16 protein-coding genes are annotated in these 16,749 nt (G+C 70.6%); 6 read left to right on the forward strand and 10 right to left on the reverse strand.

Annotated elements, in window-relative coordinates; genetic code table 11:
* The first annotated feature begins 3 nt into the window (after positions 1-3).
* From QM638_RS03725 to QM638_RS03740, 4 genes are all read left to right on the forward strand, one after another.
* Positions 4-702 carry a FadR/GntR family transcriptional regulator gene (locus tag QM638_RS03725; protein WP_415140593.1) on the forward strand — a complete coding sequence of 233 codons (699 nt, stop codon included), beginning with the start codon at positions 4-6 and terminating at the stop codon, positions 700-702.
* A gap of 62 nt (positions 703-764) precedes the next feature.
* Entirely contained in the window at positions 765-2,027 is a 1,263-nt protein-coding gene (locus tag QM638_RS03730; protein ID WP_415140594.1) for a DUF3500 domain-containing protein, read from the forward strand.
* Positions 2,024-2,482, forward strand: a complete 459-nt coding sequence (locus tag QM638_RS03735; RefSeq protein ID WP_415140595.1) for a nuclear transport factor 2 family protein — start codon at positions 2,024-2,026, stop codon at positions 2,480-2,482. The genes QM638_RS03730 and QM638_RS03735 overlap by 4 nt, the downstream gene beginning before the upstream one ends.
* A 61-nt stretch (positions 2,483-2,543) precedes the next feature.
* Complete coding sequence (locus QM638_RS03740) at positions 2,544-3,287, forward strand: IclR family transcriptional regulator (RefSeq protein ID WP_415140596.1); 744 nt, start codon at positions 2,544-2,546, stop codon at positions 3,285-3,287.
* Between the two features lie 75 nt (positions 3,288-3,362).
* On the opposite strand, the gene QM638_RS03745 is transcribed toward QM638_RS03740, so the two are convergent.
* The 6 genes from QM638_RS03745 to QM638_RS03770 form a co-directional block, all read right to left on the reverse strand.
* On the reverse strand, positions 3,363-4,370 hold the full coding sequence (locus tag QM638_RS03745) for a sugar phosphate isomerase/epimerase family protein (RefSeq protein WP_415140597.1): 1,008 nt from the start codon (positions 4,368-4,370) through the stop codon (positions 3,363-3,365).
* Between the two features lie 78 nt (positions 4,371-4,448).
* Positions 4,449-5,564 carry a sugar phosphate isomerase/epimerase family protein gene (locus QM638_RS03750; RefSeq protein WP_415140598.1) on the reverse strand — a complete coding sequence of 372 codons (1,116 nt, stop codon included), beginning with the start codon at positions 5,562-5,564 and terminating at the stop codon, positions 4,449-4,451.
* A complete protein-coding gene (locus tag QM638_RS03755; protein WP_415140599.1) occupies positions 5,561-5,959 on the reverse strand; it encodes a DUF6379 domain-containing protein in 399 nt (132 codons plus the stop codon). Before QM638_RS03755 ends, QM638_RS03750 begins: the two co-directional genes overlap by 4 nt.
* 50 nt (positions 5,960-6,009) lie before the next feature.
* Complete coding sequence (locus QM638_RS03760) at positions 6,010-7,011, reverse strand: sugar phosphate isomerase/epimerase family protein (protein WP_415140600.1); 1,002 nt, start codon at positions 7,009-7,011, stop codon at positions 6,010-6,012.
* Positions 7,004-7,468 carry a DUF6379 domain-containing protein gene (locus tag QM638_RS03765; RefSeq protein ID WP_415140601.1) on the reverse strand — a complete coding sequence of 155 codons (465 nt, stop codon included), beginning with the start codon at positions 7,466-7,468 and terminating at the stop codon, positions 7,004-7,006. Before QM638_RS03765 ends, QM638_RS03760 begins: the two co-directional genes overlap by 8 nt.
* 211 nt (positions 7,469-7,679) lie before the next feature.
* Positions 7,680-8,984, reverse strand: coding sequence for an ROK family protein (locus tag QM638_RS03770; RefSeq protein ID WP_415140602.1), 1,305 nt, complete (start codon positions 8,982-8,984; stop codon positions 7,680-7,682).
* Positions 8,985-9,148: 164 nt separating this feature from the next.
* Here QM638_RS03770 and QM638_RS03775 point away from each other — a divergent pair, with 164 nt between their 5' ends.
* Together QM638_RS03775 and QM638_RS03780 are read left to right on the forward strand one after the other, a co-directional pair.
* Positions 9,149-10,261 carry a Gfo/Idh/MocA family protein gene (locus tag QM638_RS03775; protein WP_415140603.1) on the forward strand — a complete coding sequence of 371 codons (1,113 nt, stop codon included), beginning with the start codon at positions 9,149-9,151 and terminating at the stop codon, positions 10,259-10,261.
* A 45-nt stretch (positions 10,262-10,306) separates the two neighbouring features.
* On the forward strand, positions 10,307-11,854 hold the full coding sequence (locus QM638_RS03780; RefSeq protein WP_415140604.1) for a GMC family oxidoreductase: 1,548 nt from the start codon (positions 10,307-10,309) through the stop codon (positions 11,852-11,854).
* A 289-nt stretch (positions 11,855-12,143) separates the two neighbouring features.
* Here the strand turns inward: QM638_RS03780 and QM638_RS03785 are convergent, their stop codons facing one another.
* Genes QM638_RS03785 through QM638_RS03800 form a run of 4 tightly spaced genes read right to left on the reverse strand, consistent with a single transcriptional unit; the run spans position 12,144 to position 16,665 of the window.
* The gene (locus QM638_RS03785) at positions 12,144-12,530 is read right to left on the reverse strand and encodes a DUF6379 domain-containing protein (RefSeq protein ID WP_415140605.1); all 387 of its coding nucleotides are present in this window, start codon (positions 12,528-12,530) and stop codon (positions 12,144-12,146) included.
* A gap of 10 nt (positions 12,531-12,540) precedes the next feature.
* Positions 12,541-13,560, reverse strand: a complete 1,020-nt coding sequence (locus QM638_RS03790) for a sugar phosphate isomerase/epimerase family protein (protein ID WP_415140606.1) — start codon at positions 13,558-13,560, stop codon at positions 12,541-12,543.
* 31 nt (positions 13,561-13,591) lie between these two features.
* Complete coding sequence (locus tag QM638_RS03795; protein ID WP_415140607.1) at positions 13,592-14,638, reverse strand: oligopeptide/dipeptide ABC transporter ATP-binding protein; 1,047 nt, start codon at positions 14,636-14,638, stop codon at positions 13,592-13,594.
* Complete coding sequence (locus tag QM638_RS03800) at positions 14,638-16,665, reverse strand: dipeptide/oligopeptide/nickel ABC transporter permease/ATP-binding protein (RefSeq protein WP_415140608.1); 2,028 nt, start codon at positions 16,663-16,665, stop codon at positions 14,638-14,640. Before QM638_RS03800 ends, QM638_RS03795 begins: the two co-directional genes overlap by 1 nt.
* Positions 16,666-16,749: the final 84 nt, after the last annotated feature.

The following is a 16,749-nucleotide window of genomic DNA, read 5'->3' on the forward strand; positions in this document are numbered from 1 at the left end:
AGTATGCCCCGTCCCCTGCTGCGCGATCTGGCGCCGGCCTCGCTCTCGCGCGCCGAGCAGCTCGCCGCCGCGGTCGAGGAACGGGTGCACACGGAGCGGCTCTCCCCGGGCGAGGCGTTGGGCACGCTGGACGACTTGGCCACCGCCAGCGGCTTCTCCCGACCCACGGTGAGCGAGGCGGTGCGGCTGCTGCGCGACCGGGGCGTGGTCCGGATCAAGCCGGGGCGGGGTGGCGGCCTCTTCGTGGCCGAACGCGGCCCGGTCGTCCGGCTGCGACACACCCTGCTCGCCGTCGACGAGGAGCCCGCCACGGTGACGGAGGCGATCGAGCTCCGCGACCACCTGGAGCTGCTCATCGACCTGGGCGCGGCTCGGGCCCGCACCGCCGCCGACATGCGCGCGCTGCGCAGGCTGGTGGACACCATGGGGCGGGCCGCGGACTGGGCGGACTTCATGAGTGCCAACTGGGCGCTGCACGAGCGGATCGCCCGGATCAGCCCGAACGCGATGGCTCGCGCCGTCTACGTGGGCACCCTCGGCCACCTGACCGGTTCGTCGGCGGCATACGACGAGGGTGCCGACTCGTGCGCCTACCGCGCCGAGCGGCATGGCGCCCACGTCGCGCTGGTCGAGGCCATCGCGGCCGGCGACGAGGACGCGGTCCGGGCCGCGGTGGCACGTCATCACAGTCCCACATCCTGACAGCACCGAGCAGCACCGAGCAGCACCGAGCAGCACCGAGCAGCACCGACGAAGGAGTCACGATGTCGCCCGCGAAGTCCCCCTCCGCCGCGGAGTTCCGCCGCTACCTCTACCCCCCGGGCCATCCGCGGATCGCGGATCTGGTCGGAGTGGACGCCTATGCCTATCGCGAGGTGGCCCGGCACGACGACTTCACCGGCGGCCTGATCGAGGGCTGGACCCCGCTGTACCTCAACGAGTTCCGCGGGGTGACCGAGGACGGGACCCTGCGAGACGGGCTCTACCGGCTGACCCCGGCACGGCCAGGCGAGGAGGCACCGGTCGCGGCGATGATCACCGCGGCGGACGCGCTGCTCGGCCTGCTCGACGACGCGACCCGGGAGCGGCTCTGCTACCCGGTCGACGCCCCCGAATGGCAGACCTGGGCCAACCCGGAGTTCATGCAGTTCGACACCGGCCTGCGGCTCGACTACCAGCCTGCCGAGGTGCGGCAGGCGGCGCTCGACCTGGTCCGGGCCTCGCTGAGCCCGGAGGGCTACGAGATCACCCGCCGGATGATGCTGATCAACGGCTTCCTCGGCGACGTGGTGGGGCTGCCGGCGATCCTCAACGACTTCAGCTACAACATCGCCCTCTACGGCACCCCCGATCCGCGTGCGCCGTGGGGATGGCAGCTCTACGGGCACCATGCCGCGGTGAACTGCCTGGTGGTGGAGGGCCGGATGTCGCTGAGCCCGGTCTTCCTCGGCGCGGAGCCGGACCAGATCGACGAGGGCCCGAACGCCGCGCCCGGCACCCCGTTCGAGCGCCGGATCACGCCGGCCGTCGAGCTGATGGCGCTGCTCACCGACGAGCAGCGCGCCGCGGCGGTCGTCTACCAGCAGATGGTCGACCCGGCGATGCCGGCGGGCCGGGTGCACCCCGGCGACGAGCGACATCTGGCCGGGGCGTTCCAGGACAACCGGGTGATCGCGCCCGAGGGCGTGCGCGTCGCCGACCTCGCCCCGCGGGCGCAGCGCCTGGTGCTCGACCTGGTCGAGGAGTTCTCCGCGCTGCTGCCGGCCGGGCCGCGCGCGGCCCGGATGCGCGAGGTCGAGGCGCACCTGGACGAGACCTGGTTCAGCTGGATCGGCGCTCACGCGCCGGGTGAGGTGTTCTACTACCGGATCCAGTCGCCGGTGGTCATCGCCGAGCTCGACCATCACTGTGGCGTCTTCCTCGACTACGACACCCCCAAGCCGTTCCACATCCACACCGTGCTGCGCACCCCGCACGGCAACGACTACGGCCGGGCGTGGGTCCGCCAGTGGCAGGCGGCCCGGTGAACGCGCCCGGGGCCTCGGGCAGCGACGAGACGTCGGCGGTGGTGGCCCGGCACGCGATCGAGGAGTTCCTCTACGGCTACGGCGCCATCGCCGACGCCAAGGACGTCGAGGCCGGCGTCGCGCTCTTCGCCGGCGCCAGGCTCGCCTTCCCGCACGGCGGCTTCGACGAGTCGGCGGCCGGCTCCGACGGCAGCGCGGCCCGGGAGTTCCTGTCCGCGCTCTGGGCCGCGCCCGAGCCGCATCGCCACGACCTGACCAACATCCGGATCGCACCCGTCGAGCAGACGCGCTGGCACGCGAGCGCGCACTACACCCGCTGGGTGCTCGCTCCGGATCCGGTGCTGACCACGCTCGGGCGCTACGAGCTGCTGGCCGACGTACGACCCGGGCCCGACGGGTCACCGACCGCACATCCGGTCGAGTTGCAGGTGATCCGGACATGGACCAGGGACTGACCGGCACACCGACCGGCACACCGACCGCCACCCTGCCCGGCACCGGAAGGGCGCGGCGGCCATGATCACCCTGGCCCGTGCCTCGCTCATCCTCGACGCGATCGCCGAGGCGCGGCGGCCGCTGTCGATCTCCGACCTCGCGGCGCAGCTCGGACTGCCGCGCTCCTCGGTCCACCGAGTGCTGCAGGAGCTGGAGGCCGAGCTGTACGTCGTCCGGGCGGCCGGCGAGCGCGGCTACCTGCTCGGCCCCGGACTGCTCAAGTTCGGGATGAACTCCCACCTCCGTCTCCTCGCCGCCAACCGGGCGAGCCTGGCCGCCCTCGCCCGCGAGGTCAACGAGAACGTGGACCTGGCGGTCTTCAGCGGTCGTGAGGTGGTGGTGGTCGACCAGATCGGCTCACCGGCCAGGCTCAAGAGCGTCACCAAGATCGGCAAGAGCTTCTCGCTGCACGCCAGCTGCATCGGCAAGGCACTGCTCGCCCTCCTGCCCGACGATCAGGTCGAGGCGCTGGTGCCCCCGCGCCTGCATGCCTTCACCCCGGCGACGATCACCGACCGCGCCGAGCTGCTGGCCGGGCTGCCCCGGATCGCACGAACCGGGATCGCCGTCGACCTCGGGGAGCACGACGCCGGCATCTCGGCGGCCGCCACCGGCTTCATCGGACCGACCGGTGCCCGTCAGGCGGTGGCGGTGGTCGTGCCCTCCCACGTGCTGACGGCGAAGTGGGAGCTGATCATCACCAGCCTCGCCCGGCTCAACCCCCGGGTGGCGGTCGAGGAGCTGCTCACCCACCCGGGGATCTGAGCCGCCGCACGTCCGTCCTCCGGCGCCGGCCGGCGACGCGTGCCGCACCGGCGTCCCGCCAGGCGGCGGAGCCGCTCACTCGCGGGTGCTGAAGGCGGCGTCGAAGGCCGCCTCCGGAGCCTCGAACAGGTGCGAGCGGACGAATTCGAGGGCATCGGGCGCACCGACGAGACGGTCCATCCCGGCGTCCTCCCACTCGATCGAGATCGGCCCGGAGTATCCGATCGAGTTGAGCGCCCGGAAGCAGGTCTCCCACGGCACGTCGCCGTGACCGGTGGACACGAAGTCCCACCCCCGGCGCAGGTCGGCCCAGGCCAGGTGCGAGCCGAGCCGGCCGTTGCGCCCGTTGCCGAGGTTGAGCTTCACGTCCTTGCAGTCGACGTGGAAGATCCGGTCGGCGAACTCCAGGATGAAGCCGACCGGGTCGAGGTCCTGCCAGATGAAGTGCGAGGGGTCCCAGTTCAGCCCGAACGACGCGCGGTGGCCGATCGCCTCCAACGTGCGCTGGGTGGTCCAGTAGTCGTAGGCGATCTCGGAGGGGTGCACCTCGTGCGCGAACCGCACGCCGACCTCGTCGAAGACGTCCAGGATCGGATTCCACCGATCGGCGAAGTCCTGGTATCCGGCGTCGATCACGTCCTGGGAGACCGGCGGGAACATCGCCACGTACTTCCAGATCGACGACCCGGTGAACCCGACCACCGTGTCCACGCCGAGCCGCGCGGCGGTCCGGGCGGTGTTCTTCATCTCCTCGGCCGCCCGGCGGCGCACGCCCTCGGGGTCTCCGTCGCCCCACACCGAGTCCGGCAGCATGTCACGGTGCCGCTGGTCGATGGGGTCGTCGCAGACGGCCTGGCCCTTGAGGTGGTTGGAGATCGCGTAGACCCCCAGCCCGTACCGGTCCAGCACGGCGCGCTTGGAGTCGAGGTAGGCGTCGTCCACCGCGCCGCGATCGGGGTCGAGATGGTCGCCCCAGCACGCGATCTCCAGGCCGTCGTACCCCCAGGACGAGGCCAGCCGGCACACCTCCTCGAAGGGGAGGTCGGCCCACTGGCCGGTGAACAACGTGATCGGACGCGTCATGACTGCTCCTCCTTGGCTGATGAACGGCTACCTCGTCGAGGCCGGGCCGCGGCGGCCGGACAGCGGCCTGCCTACACCTCACGCATTCAAGGCGTCGAGCCGCTCCCGCGCGACCACCGGGTCGGTGACCAGCCGGGAGCCGGCCCGCTCGGCGCTGCGACGCAGCAGTGCCTGCTGGGCGGCGATCACGTCGAAGGCGTCCTCCCAGTCGTTCCAGTGGAAGCCCTCCCACTCGCTCGAGATGGTCCTGTCGTAGCCGTGCTCGACGTAGAGGGCCATGATCTCCGGGATCGGCACCGACGGCTCCTCGCCGTCGGCGTCGATCTCGTAGAACTTGCCGTGGGTGTGGACGACCCAGGGCATGACCTCGGCCCACTCCTCGACGCGACCGCGCCCGAAGAGCCCGGCGAGGTCGACCCCGACCTCGATCGCGAGCCTCTGCTCCCCGAAGGAGTGCGCGAGCGCGAAGGCCTGCTCCATCCGGGCGCCCTGCTCCTCGTCGGACCTGGGCGCGCCGCGGGCGATCAGGTCGGCGGAGAACTCCTCGAGGGCGGCGATCAGCGGCTCCGACATGCCCTTGGCCCGCCAGGCGCGCAGCAGCGTCGGAGGTACGCCGGTCATGGTGGCGCCCCAGTCGGGGATGAATCCGAGGCGCGGTGAGCCCAGCGCGCTGAAGCGCTCGAGCAGTGCCTGGAAGGTCGGATGACCGGGGGTGTGATGGGCGTGGATCTCCATCCCCAGAGTGACATCGTGGCGTTCGGCCACCGGAAGCAACCGCTCCATGTCGTCCGGCGTGAGACCGTACTGGACCCGCACGATCGGGAACCCGAGCCGACGGGCCGCGGCGATCTGCCGCTCCATGTACTCGACCAGCTCATCGCTGGTCAGCATCCGGTCGCGACGCAGGCCGGCGTCGGCGTTCGCACCGAACGAGCTCGGCACCAGACCGGTCTCGTCGATCACCGAGCGGAACTCGCGCTCGAACTCCTCGGAGACCTCGGGGAAGCCCTTGATCGCCTGGAAGCCGACGATCTCCAGGGTAGGCCCCAGACCCCGGCGGGCCACCTCGCGCACCAACTCGGTGAAGCTCATCCCACGGGAGTGGAAGAACCGGGTGAAGCTGTAGAGCGTGACGCCCTGAACGGGCTGTCCCAGAGTTCGCCGGGTCGCTTCCTGCGCCGTCGCGGTGCTCATTCCGCCTCCTTCATGGTGAGTGTCTTGGTGTCCTGCTCACGGATCTGCAGGACGCCGGGCCCGGCCGGCAGGTAGGGGATGTAGAGGCCGATGGTCACGTCGACCTCGTGCTCCTCACGGCCTTGATCGGAGACGTCGTCGCCCTCGATCACGCTGGAGTCGAGGACGTACCACGACCGATCCCAGTGCTCGGGAAGCTCGTCGAGCCGGTAGCGGACGCCGTCGACCGTCCAGGTGAGGGAGTCGTGCGGGACCTCGGTGCCGTCGATGACCACCCGGACGTCGCTGATCGACGACAACGGCAGGGCCCGATACCAGGGGATGCGGACCGACACCCTGACGCGCGAGCCGACGCGTTCCAGACTGTCCTGCTCGATGATGCTGGTGGCAAGCATGCTGTTCCTCCTCAAGGAGTCTGTGGCCCGGCGACCGGGCCACCGATGGGTCAGGCGGGCCGGTAGGACGCGACGTGGGCGCGGATCATCCGCTGATGGGCCGCCACCATGGCGAAGCTGTCCGGCGCGTCGCCCTCGTATTCACTGGAGATCCAGCCGGTGTAGCCGAGGTCGACCAGGGTGTGCACGAGCTCGCGATAGCGCAGGTCGGGCTCGTCGCCGTCGACGATGGTGAAGAACTTGCCGTGCACGTGGACCACGCGGTCGATGACCTCGCGCAGCGCCGCGGGCTCGGAGTGCCCGAAGGTGTCCCAGACCATGCCGGTCCAGGTGGTGAGCCGGCTCTTCGGGTCGGGCGAGCCGAGCAGCTCCAGCGCCTCCTCGAGCTCGCGGCCGGCGTTCCAGGCCTCGACCGCGATGGCGAGCTCGTCCTCGCCGATCCCGGCACGGCGCCCGGCCTCGAGATGTGCCTGGGAGATGGATCGGCCGAAGATGCCGGCGTCCGGGATGATGCCGAGATGCGGTGTGTCGTGTGTGGTCACCGTCTCCATCAGGAACTGCGTCCGCGCGGACTCCAGCGTCATCGGGGTGTGCAGCTCGTAGCCGAGCACGAGGTCGAGCTTCTCCGCCCACGGCAGCAGCTCCTGGATCACCTCGGCGACGAAGTGCTGCAGACGAACGATCGGGAATCCGAGCCGGGCGGCGCCCTCGAGCTGCGGGATGGTGTAGGCGACCAGCTCCTCGGGGCTCAGGTCGCGGCCCGGCAGCATGAACGGGTCCGCGTAGCTGCCGTACGACGTCGGCGTCAGCCCGTTGCGCTCCACCGAGCTCTTGAACGCCGCCTCGAACTCGGGCGTCAGGTAGGGGAATCCGCGCTGGTGCGAGGGCCCGACGATCTCCACGCCGCCGCCCGCGGCGGCCGCCAGCCGCATCAGATCCTCGAACGACCAGACGAACGAGGTGTACTCGGCGGCGAAGCTGTGCAGCGTGACGCCGAGTCGGAACGGCGCCGGGCTCAGGTCGCGGCCAGGCGCGACATCGCGGTCAGACACGGGGCATTCCTTCCGGGCGCGGGTCGTCGACGACCAGCACGGCGCTGTCGCGGTAGACGAAGCTGAACCTGCCGTTGCTGACGTACGGCTCGACGGTGGTGAGCACGGCGGTGACCGCGTGCTCTCCGGCATCCAGCGGCCACCCGGCTATCTCGATCTCGGCGTGGTCCAGGACGAACCACCACACCTCGGGGTGCGAGCCCAGCTGGCTGAGCGCGTACGGCGTCGTGTTGACCAGCAGCGCCATCCGGTCCGCCGGCACCGCCACACCGTCGATCTCGAGGTCGAGACCCTCGACGCAGGACAGCGGCAGCGACCGGTAGCTCGGCAGTCGCAGGCTCAGTCGCGCGCGCGGCTCTGCCGAGACGCCGGGCACGACCCGCAGCCGCGCTCCGCTCAACACCGCGTGCCCGGCTCCCGGCAGCCGGGGAACGGGAGCGACCCTCTGCGACGTCATGGCACCTCCTGTGGGGCGGTTCGAGAGCGACCACTTAAGCCCTCGCTCGAAAGACTAATGCATGTCATCATCTTAAGTCATCCCCTGACGAGACATTGTCCATCATGTGAGAGGGGTCACCAGGCACCAGGACGCGAGCACTCGTCCGCCACCGCAGGCGAGGTGACCCAGGCGAGGCGATGCGGGCCGACCCGGCACGGCCGGCGGCCGGCTACACCGCCGTCGCGTCGGCGATCGCGGGAGCGTCGTCGGTGAGATCGGGGTGTCCCGCCGGACTGCCGCTGCCGAGCCATCGCGACAAGCAGTCCCGGGAGAAGAGCTCGTCGATCACCGTGTACGCCGCGCCGACCAGGCCGATCCGGTCCGAAGCGCCGGTCAGCACGATCTTGAGGTCGCGGGTGGCCAGCGGCAGCGAGCGGCTGTAGACCGACTGGCGCACGGCCGCCAGGAACTGATCACCGAGTTGCGCGACGCCCCCACCGATGATCACCAGCGAGGGGTTGAAGAAGTTGATCATCGTGGCGAGCATCCGGCCGATGTAGGTCGCGGTGCGCTCGAACAGCTCGACCGCCCGTACGTCGCCGTGGCTCGCCGCCTCGCCGAGGTCCTCCGCGCTCAACGCGCCCTTCTTCTTCAGCAGCCGGGCGAGGTAGGGCGAGTCTCCCGACTCGGCGAGCTCGGTGGCGAATCGCGCCAGCGCCGCGCCACCGGCCACCGCCTCGAGACAGCCGATCTTGCCGCACCTGCACACCGCGGTGGGGTCGTCGACGACGGCGATGTGCCCGACGTCTCCGGCCGCGCCCTGAGCGCCGCGATGAGGCAGCCCACGGGAGATCAGACCGGCCCCGATCCCGGTCCCGATCTTGATGAAGACCACGTCCGGCTCTCCCTGCGCCCGGCCCGCGCGGTACTCGCCGACGGCCATCAGGTTGACGTCGTTGTCGACCCAGGTGGGCGCACCGAAGCGCGCCGCGAGCCGCTCGCGGACCGGATATCCGTCCCAGCCGGGCATGATCGGCGGCGACATCGGTCGACCGCGCCGGTACTCGACCGGGCCGGGGAGTCCGACGCCGACGCCCCAGACCGGCGGCGCACCCGCCGGCCGGCCCTCGAGGAGCTCGTCGGCGAGCGCCTCGACCCGCTCGAGCACCGCCTCGGGCCCGTCGCCGATGTCGGCGGGCTCCTCGCGGTAGTCGAGCAGTCCGCCCCGCAGGTCGGCGAGGCCGACCGCGACGCTGCTCGCACCCAGCTCGACCGCGATCACCACCCCCGCCTCGGCCCGGAAGCGGAGGCTGCGCGCCGGCCGGCCGCCGGTGGAGGCGGCCATCGTGTCCTCGGCCAGCAGGCCGAAGGCGAGCAGTTGGCTGACCCGCTGTGCCACCACGCCTCGCCCCAGCTTGGTCAGCCGGCCGACGTCCGGACGCGTGCGTGCGTGATCGTCGCGAACCACGTCGAGGACCTCGACGAGGGCGTCGAGGAACTCTTCCGGCACGTCCATCGACTCGGTCTGCGCCACGCCACACCCCCGTCTGTCTCGCACTGTCTCGCACGTCGTCCGCCGTCGAACCTGAACTGAGGGTTAGGACAATACCATCTTGACTTATGCATGTGGCGTGCATATCGTGGCGAGCCATGGTCAGAACCGGCCATCGAGTCCCCCGAACAGACAGGAGACACGCCGTGGCGTCGACACGCATCCTCAACGCAGCGGTCATCGGTACCGGGTTCATCGGCATGGTGCACGCACGTGCCGTCCGCGCCGCCGGCCACCGCGTCGCGGCGATCGTCGGCATCGATGAGGACTCCGCGCGGCAGGTGGCCGCCGACGTCTCCGCGGACCTGGTGCTCGACTCCGTGGCGGAGATGCTCCGACTCGACGAGATCGACGTCGTCCACGTGTGCACCCCGAATGCACTCCACGCCGAGCAGGCACGCCTCGCGCTCGAGCACGGCAAGCACGTGATCTGCGAGAAGCCGTTGGCGACCAGCGTCGACGATGCCCGGGGTCTGTGCACTCTCGCTCGCCAGCTGGGTCTGGTCACCGCGGTGCCGTTCGCGTATCGGTTCTACCCCACCGTCCGAGAGGCGCGCGCACGTGTCATGTCCGGCGAGGCCGGCCGGGTGCGCCTGCTGCACGGCTCGTACCTGCAGGACTGGCTGGCCGACGCCGGTGACACGAACTGGCGCGTCGACTCGGCCGTCGGCGGCGCCTCGCGGGCCTTCGCCGACATCGGGGTGCACTGGTGCGATCTCATCGAGTTCACCACCGGTCACCGACTGACCCGCGTGGCCGCCCATCTCTACACCGTCCCCGAGCGGCGTACGATGGGCAACGGCTCGACCGGGCACACCGAGGACGTCGCCACCGTCATGTTCGAGACCGACCAGGGGGCCGTCGGCTCGGTGATCGTCAGCCAGGTCTCGCTGGGCCGCAAGAACCGGCTGTGGTTCTCCATCGACGGCACCGACGCCGCGCTGAGCTTCAATCAGGAGGTGCCCGACACCCTGTGGATCGGCGGACTGGACGCCAACCAGGAGGTCTTCCGCGGCTCGGCGGCGACCTCGGCCGCCGCCCACCGGTACGACGTGCTGCCGGCCGGACATCCACAGGGCTTCCAGAACTCCTTCGAGGCCCTCGTCGGCGACGCCTACGCCACCGTCCTCGGTGAGCACCGAGACGGCCTCCCCACGTTCGAGGACGGCCTGCGCGCCACGGTGATCACCCAGGCTGTGCTGCACTCGGCCCGCACGGAGTCGTGGGTGAAGGTGCCGCCGTCCACGGAGCTCGGCTAGCCCTCGCACCCCTGCCATCCCCGTTCATCGTTGAAAGGAACACAGATGTCGGAGTTCTCCCTCCCGCCGAGGGTCGACCTGCTGATCGTCGGCTCCGGCCCGGCCGGCTCGACGTTCGCACGCATCGTCCACGACGCCCGGCCGGACGCCCAGGTCCTGATGGTCGATGTCGGGCCCAAGCTGACCGAGATCGCCGGCGAGAACACCCGCAACCTCCCCGAACCCGACCGTGAGGCCGTCGCGGTCCGCTCCCAGGGGCCGAACGGCCCCGCCCGCCTCACCAACCCTCGGGGACGCGTCGGCGACCAGATCGCGGCTCGCCCCGGCACCTTCCTGGCCCATCAGCCGCCGATCGGAACGGATCCGCAGCGCGGGATGCCGGCAGCGGCGATGGCGAGCGCCGTCGGCGGCATGTCCGCGCACTGGACCTGCGCGTGTCCCTCCCCGGGCGACAGCGAGGTCATCGGCTTCCTCGACCCCGCCACCCTGGACGCCGCCCTCGACCGCGCCCGCGCCCTGCTGCACGTCACCCAGGAGGCCTTCACCCCGACGCCGGAGGGCGAGCTGGTCCGCGCGCGGCTCAGCGAACACTTCGACGACGGGCGCCCTGCCGATCGACGGGTCCAGCCGATGCCGCTGGCCTGCATCCCGCAGGGACCCGGCAAGCTGCCCCGCTGGTCGGGCGCGGCCGAGATCCTCGGCGACCTCGCCGGCGACTCGGCCACCCCCGGGTTCGTGCTCTCCCCCGAGACGTTGTGTCGGCGCCTGATCCACTCCGAGGGCCGGGTGAGCGCCGCGGAGCTCCTCCACCTGCCGACCGGCACGGTCGTCACCGTCGAGGTGGGCCATGTGGTGGTGGCGGCCGACGCGCTCCGCAGCCCGCAGCTGCTGTGGGCGTCGGACATCCGGCCGACCGCGTTGGGCAGATACCTCAACGACCAGCCGCAGATGATGTCGGCGATCGCGCTGGACACCAGCGAACTGGAGGCCGGCGGCGACGACGGCGACCCCGGGCGCGACGACGAGAAGGACCACCGGGACGCGCTCACCGGGGTCACCTGGGTGCCGCTGCACGAGCCGGAGCTGCCGTACCACGGCCAGATGATGCAGCTCGCCGCCTCCCCGATCGTGGTGGGCTCGGCGACGGTCAACCGACCGACCATCGGCGTGGGCTACTTCCTCACCAAGGACATCCGGGCCGAGGACCGGGTCGAGTTCTCCGCGGACGCCGCGGACGACTACGGGATGCCGGCGATGACCATCCACTACGAGCTGACCGAGACCGACTGGGCCAACGTCGCTCGCGCCGAGGAGTCCCTGCGCAAGGCCGGTGCGGCGCTGGGCACCTACATCACCGACGGCGAACCACGCCTGCTCCCCGCCGGGAGCTCGATGCACTATCAGGGCAGCGTGCGCATGGGTGAGCACGACGACGGCACCTCGGTCTGCGACCGGGACTCACGAGTCTGGGGGTTCGCCAACCTCCAGGTCGCCGGGAACGGCGTCATCCCGACGCCGACCGCCTGCAACCCGACGCTGACCAACGTCGCGCTCGCGGTCATCGCCGCGAACAGCCTGGTGGCCGAGCTCTGATCGACCCCGATCGACCCTGATCGACCCGGTCGCCCCTGCGAGGCCGAACGCCGATCGATCGACAGCACCACCACGGTCCTGAGGGCCAGGAGCTGCTCCTCCTGGCCCTCAGTCATGTCACGACCCCACCGGCCACAGGTCACGGGCCGGCGGCACCGACGATCGCCGAGCGCGAGCATCGGCCGGATCCGGGCCGAGACACGACGACGCGGTGGTGGGGGCCCCCCGGGGGGGGGGGGCCCCCCCACCGCGTGCCGAGTCATCGGCAGATCGGCTCCTGGGTCCAGGCTCAGGCCACCTCGAGCACCCGAGTGCCGGTGGTCTGGGTCCCACCGATGTAGGAGATCCGCAGCGAGACCAGGACCGAGACCCGGTGCTCGCCGGCCGGCAGGCCGCCGGGCCGATCGACCACGAGGGTGGCGGCCTCGGTGAAGCCCCAGCGGTCGTCGTAGACCTCGTCCATCTCGTCGCTGCGGTAGGAGTTCCCGTGCACCACGAAGCTCACCTGGTCCCGCGGGATGATCTCGTCGTCGACGGTCAGGTCGACCTCGACCATCGAGAGGCCGAGACCCCGGTAGTACGGGATGCGGGCATCGACCGCGAAGCCGGTGGTCTCGCCGGTCTCGTCGCTGCGGTTGCGCAGACTGCCCTCGACGACGATGTAACGATCGAACATCTCTGCCTCCTCAGTTTCCGGTCGTGGACTCGGCGGACCCGGCGGGCTCGCCCAGCAGTCGTGCGAACATCTGGTGCTGGCGCCGGACCTGGTCGACGCTGTCGACCACGAACGCGTCCTGGATGTGCCGGTTGCCCTCGTACTCGCTGGACAGATACCCCTGGTATCCGCCGTCGATCAACAGCGGGACGAGCTCGTCGTACGGGATGCTGTATTCGGTCCCGTCGTCCTGCATCTCGTAGAACTTCGCCTGGATGTGGAAGAGATACGGCATGTGTTCCAGCAGCGTCTTCGGGTCGACGTAGTTGTAGTGCGTGGCCTGCTGCGCGAGGTTGATGTCGACCGCGTTGCCGCCACGCCAGCGGATCTCGCCGGGCAGCTGATGGATGTCATGTGGGTGGTCGTCGTAGGTCTTCACGATCCGATCCACCAGCGCCGGCGTGGCGCCGTCGCGCAGCGCTCGCTCCCAGACCACCCGCGGGAAGCGCCTGACGAAGGTCCCCATGTCCGGCAACAGACCGAGATGCCCGTTGTCGACGCGGTGGATGACGTCGACGAACTCACGGATCCACCGGTGCTCGTAGCTCATCGGCGAATGCACCTCGACGGCGAGCTTGATGCCGTACTCCTCGGCGTACGGCGCGGCCTTCTCGAAGACCTCGGGCGGGGTGTTGACGATGACCCGGATCACCGAGCAGCCCAGCCGGCCGGCCAGCTTGATGTCGCGCACCAGCGACTCCACGCCCTCCTCGAGCGTCATCAGCCGGTCCTTGCGCCGGGTGGTGTCGAGGAACATGTCGTACGCCGTGGGCTGCGTCCCGTACCTCTCGTGACACGCGAACCAGTGCGCGACCTGCTCCTCGGTCAGGTTCGGGAAGTTGTCGTAGGACTGCTCCGGGATGATCTCGATGCCGTTGGCGCCGAAGCCGGCCGAGGCGGCGATGGCGCCCTCGAGGTCGAGCTTTCCGAGGAAGACCTCCTCCTGGTAGGAGTAGAGGCTGACGCCGCGTTTGATGGTGTGTTCAGGCAAGATGACTGACTCCTGATTCCTAGGGAAACCGTTAGCACTGCTGGCCGGGGATGGCCGCCTTCTGCCCGCCGTACGGCGTGGTGGCGTCGGGATGGCCGGAGGCCGGGTCGTAGAGGTGACAGGCCAGGGTCACGTCCTGCACCGCCGTGTCCGCCGGGCGCTTGCTCCAACACACGTCGCTGGCGCTGACGCACCTGGGCGCGAACGGACAGCCCTGCTCCGGGATCGGCTTCGCCTCGGCCGTCGTGGCCGCGACCAGCTGCCGTCGTGCCGCCCGGCGCTCGCGCTGGGCCACCGGATCCGGCACCGGGACCGCCGCCAGCAGCGCCCGGGTGTAGGGATGCAGCGGCCGTTCATGCACCGAACGCGCCGGTCCCTGCTCCATCACGCGTCCGCGATAGAGCACCACCGTGCGTTGCGAGACGTGGGTCACGATCGGGATGTCGTGGGCGATGAACAGGAACGCCTGGCCGGTCTCGCGCTGCAGTCGGGCCAGCAGGTTGAGCACCTGCGCCCGGGTCACCAGGTCGAGCGCGCTCACCGCCTCGTCGCAGATCACCAGCTCGGGGCTGGTGGCGAGCGACCGGGCGATGGCGATCCGCTGACGCTGGCCGCCGGAGAACCCGTGCGGGTACCGGGTCGCCGCGTCCTTGGGCAGGCCGACGCTGTCGAGGAGTCGTTGGATCTGGTTGATCGCCTCCGTCGCGGCCAGGTTCCCCTGGATCTCCAACGGCTCGGTCAGCGTGCGACCGATCGTCCGGGACGGGTTGAGCGAGCTGAACGGGTCCTGGAAGACCACCTGGAGCCGCTTGGCGATCGAGGAGTCGGCGCCGGCTCGATATCCGGTGATGTCCCGGCCATCGAGATGCACGCTTCCGCGGGCGGGCCTGGTCAGGCCGAGCACCGCCCGGCCGATCGTCGACTTCCCCGAGCCCGACTCCCCGACCAGCCCGACCGTCTCGCCGCGCTTGACGGTGAAGCTCACCCCGTCGACGGCCTTGACGACCGCACCGCGTCGGCCGCGGGCCTTGAACTCCACCGCCAGATCGCGCACCTCCAGCAGGTTCTCGGGTGCCATCAGTCGTTCACCTCCGTGGCGTCGGTCTTCGCCAGCTCCACCGGGCTCCCCGGATCGGTCGGATCCACCGGCACGGCCGCCGGATCGCCGGTCCGCAGGCAGCGGGCCTGGTGGGTGCCGCCCAGCTCCACGGCCGGGACAGGAGCCTCGGTGCAGGCGACCGCCGCGATGGGGCACCTGGCCGCGAACCGGCACCAGGCCGGCCAGTCCTTGGGCAGCGGCACCGTCCCCTCGACCGTCGGCAGGTTCCCCCCTGGTGCGGCGAGATCCGGCGACGCGCCCAGGAGCGCACGCGTGTAGGGGTGGGACGGCGTGGTCAGCACGTCCTCGACCGTCCCCGACTCGATCACCTCGCCGGCGTACATGACCACGACGTCGGTGCAGATGTCCGCGACCACGCCGAGATCGTGGGTCACGATCACCACCGTCATCCCGAGTCGCTCCTGCAGACTGCGGAGGAGATCGAGGACCTCGGCCTGGATGGTGACGTCGAGGGCGGTGGTCGGCTCGTCGGCGACCAGGAGGTCCGGCTCGCCGGTCAGCGCCATCGCGATGCAGACCCGCTGCGCCATCCCACCGGAGATCTGGTGCGGATAGCTCTTCGCCACCGTCTCCGGTGCCGCGATCCCGACCAGCCGGAGCAGCTCGAGGACCTGCTCGTCGGCCTGCTTCCGGTTCAATCCGCGATGCCGGCGCAGCGGCTCACGCAGCTGGGCCCCCACCGTGTAGCACGGATCGAGGGCGACCATCGGCTCCTGGGAGACCATCGCGATCCGCGAGCCACGCAGCTTCGCCCTCTCCGCCTCCGGAAGCCGGGCCAGGTCGATCCCGTCGAAGTGGATCGATCCGCCGGTGATCCGGCCCGGCGGCGGCACCAGCCCCATCAGCGCCAGTGCGGTCATGGTCTTCCCGCAACCGGACTCGCCCACCAGGCCGACGGTCCGACCTCGGTCGACCGAGAAGGAGACCGAGTCGACGACCTTCTGCAGGCGTCCGTCGAGGACCTCGAAGGAGACGTCGAGGCTCTGCACCTCGAGCAGCGCCTCGGGAGCCGTCCGCTCGGCGGCCGCCACGGCCGCCGACGCGGCGACGGTGGGTGCCCGGCGAGGATCGACCAGCAGCCGCTGTCGGCTCGACTGCGGCAACCCGTCGCGGAGCGCGCTCCCGATGAGGTTCGCCGCGAGGATCGTGAAGCTGATGACGACGCCGACCGGCACCATCAGCCAGGGATCGTTGTTGAGGTTCTGGTTGGCCACGTACATCATCTGGCCCCAGTTGGGAGTCGTCGGCGACGACCCCAGGCCGAGGAAGGCCAACGAGCTGGCCACGATCAGCGCGATCCCGTAGGTGACGAAGGCGTGCACGACCAGCGGCCCGGTGATGTTCGGCAGCACGTGACGGGTCAGGATGCGCCGGCGCGGCAGGCCGGAGACACGCGCCGTGTCGACGTACGGGAGCTCTCGGACCGACCGCGTCGAGGCCCGGGTGAGCCGATAGAAGCTCGCGCTGAAGATGATGCCGAGCACGCCCATCACGATCCAGAGGCGATCGTTGCTGACGACCACGACGGCGATCAGGATGACGAAGCCGGGGATGGAGAGCAGCACGTTCATGCAGAACGTCAGCGCCTCGTCGACGTACCCGCCGGCGTACCCGGCACGAAGTCCGAGCGCCACCCCGATCACCACGGCGATGAGCACCGACTCGAGCGAGCCGAGCAAGAGGCCGGAGCCACCGTGCAGCAGTCGGGAGAACACGTCGCGACCGACGTCGTCGGTGCCGAGCCAGTAGGTCGAGCTGGGCTTGGCCAGGGTGTGCAGGATGTCCTGCTTGTACGGGTCGTGTGGCGAGAGCGGTCCGGCGAACGCAGAGCCGAGCACGACCAGCACCAGCCAGACCATGCTGACCAGTGCCAGCGGCCTGCGGAACAGGGAGGCCACCGCGCCCCGCAGCGGGGAGACGGCCGCGCCGGCGGTCCTCTCCGCGGGCTCGCTCACCGCGGCTGCCTGAATCGACTCGGTGCTCATGCCGCCGCCCCCGTCGAGGAGGGGCAAGGGTACGGACGCGGCGGCCTGAGGCCGATGGTCGCTCGCTGACGCTCGCTGACTGCC

This window comes from Nocardioides sp. (genome assembly GCF_047606145.1).
Taxonomy (GTDB): domain Bacteria; phylum Actinomycetota; class Actinomycetes; order Propionibacteriales; family Nocardioidaceae; genus Nocardioides.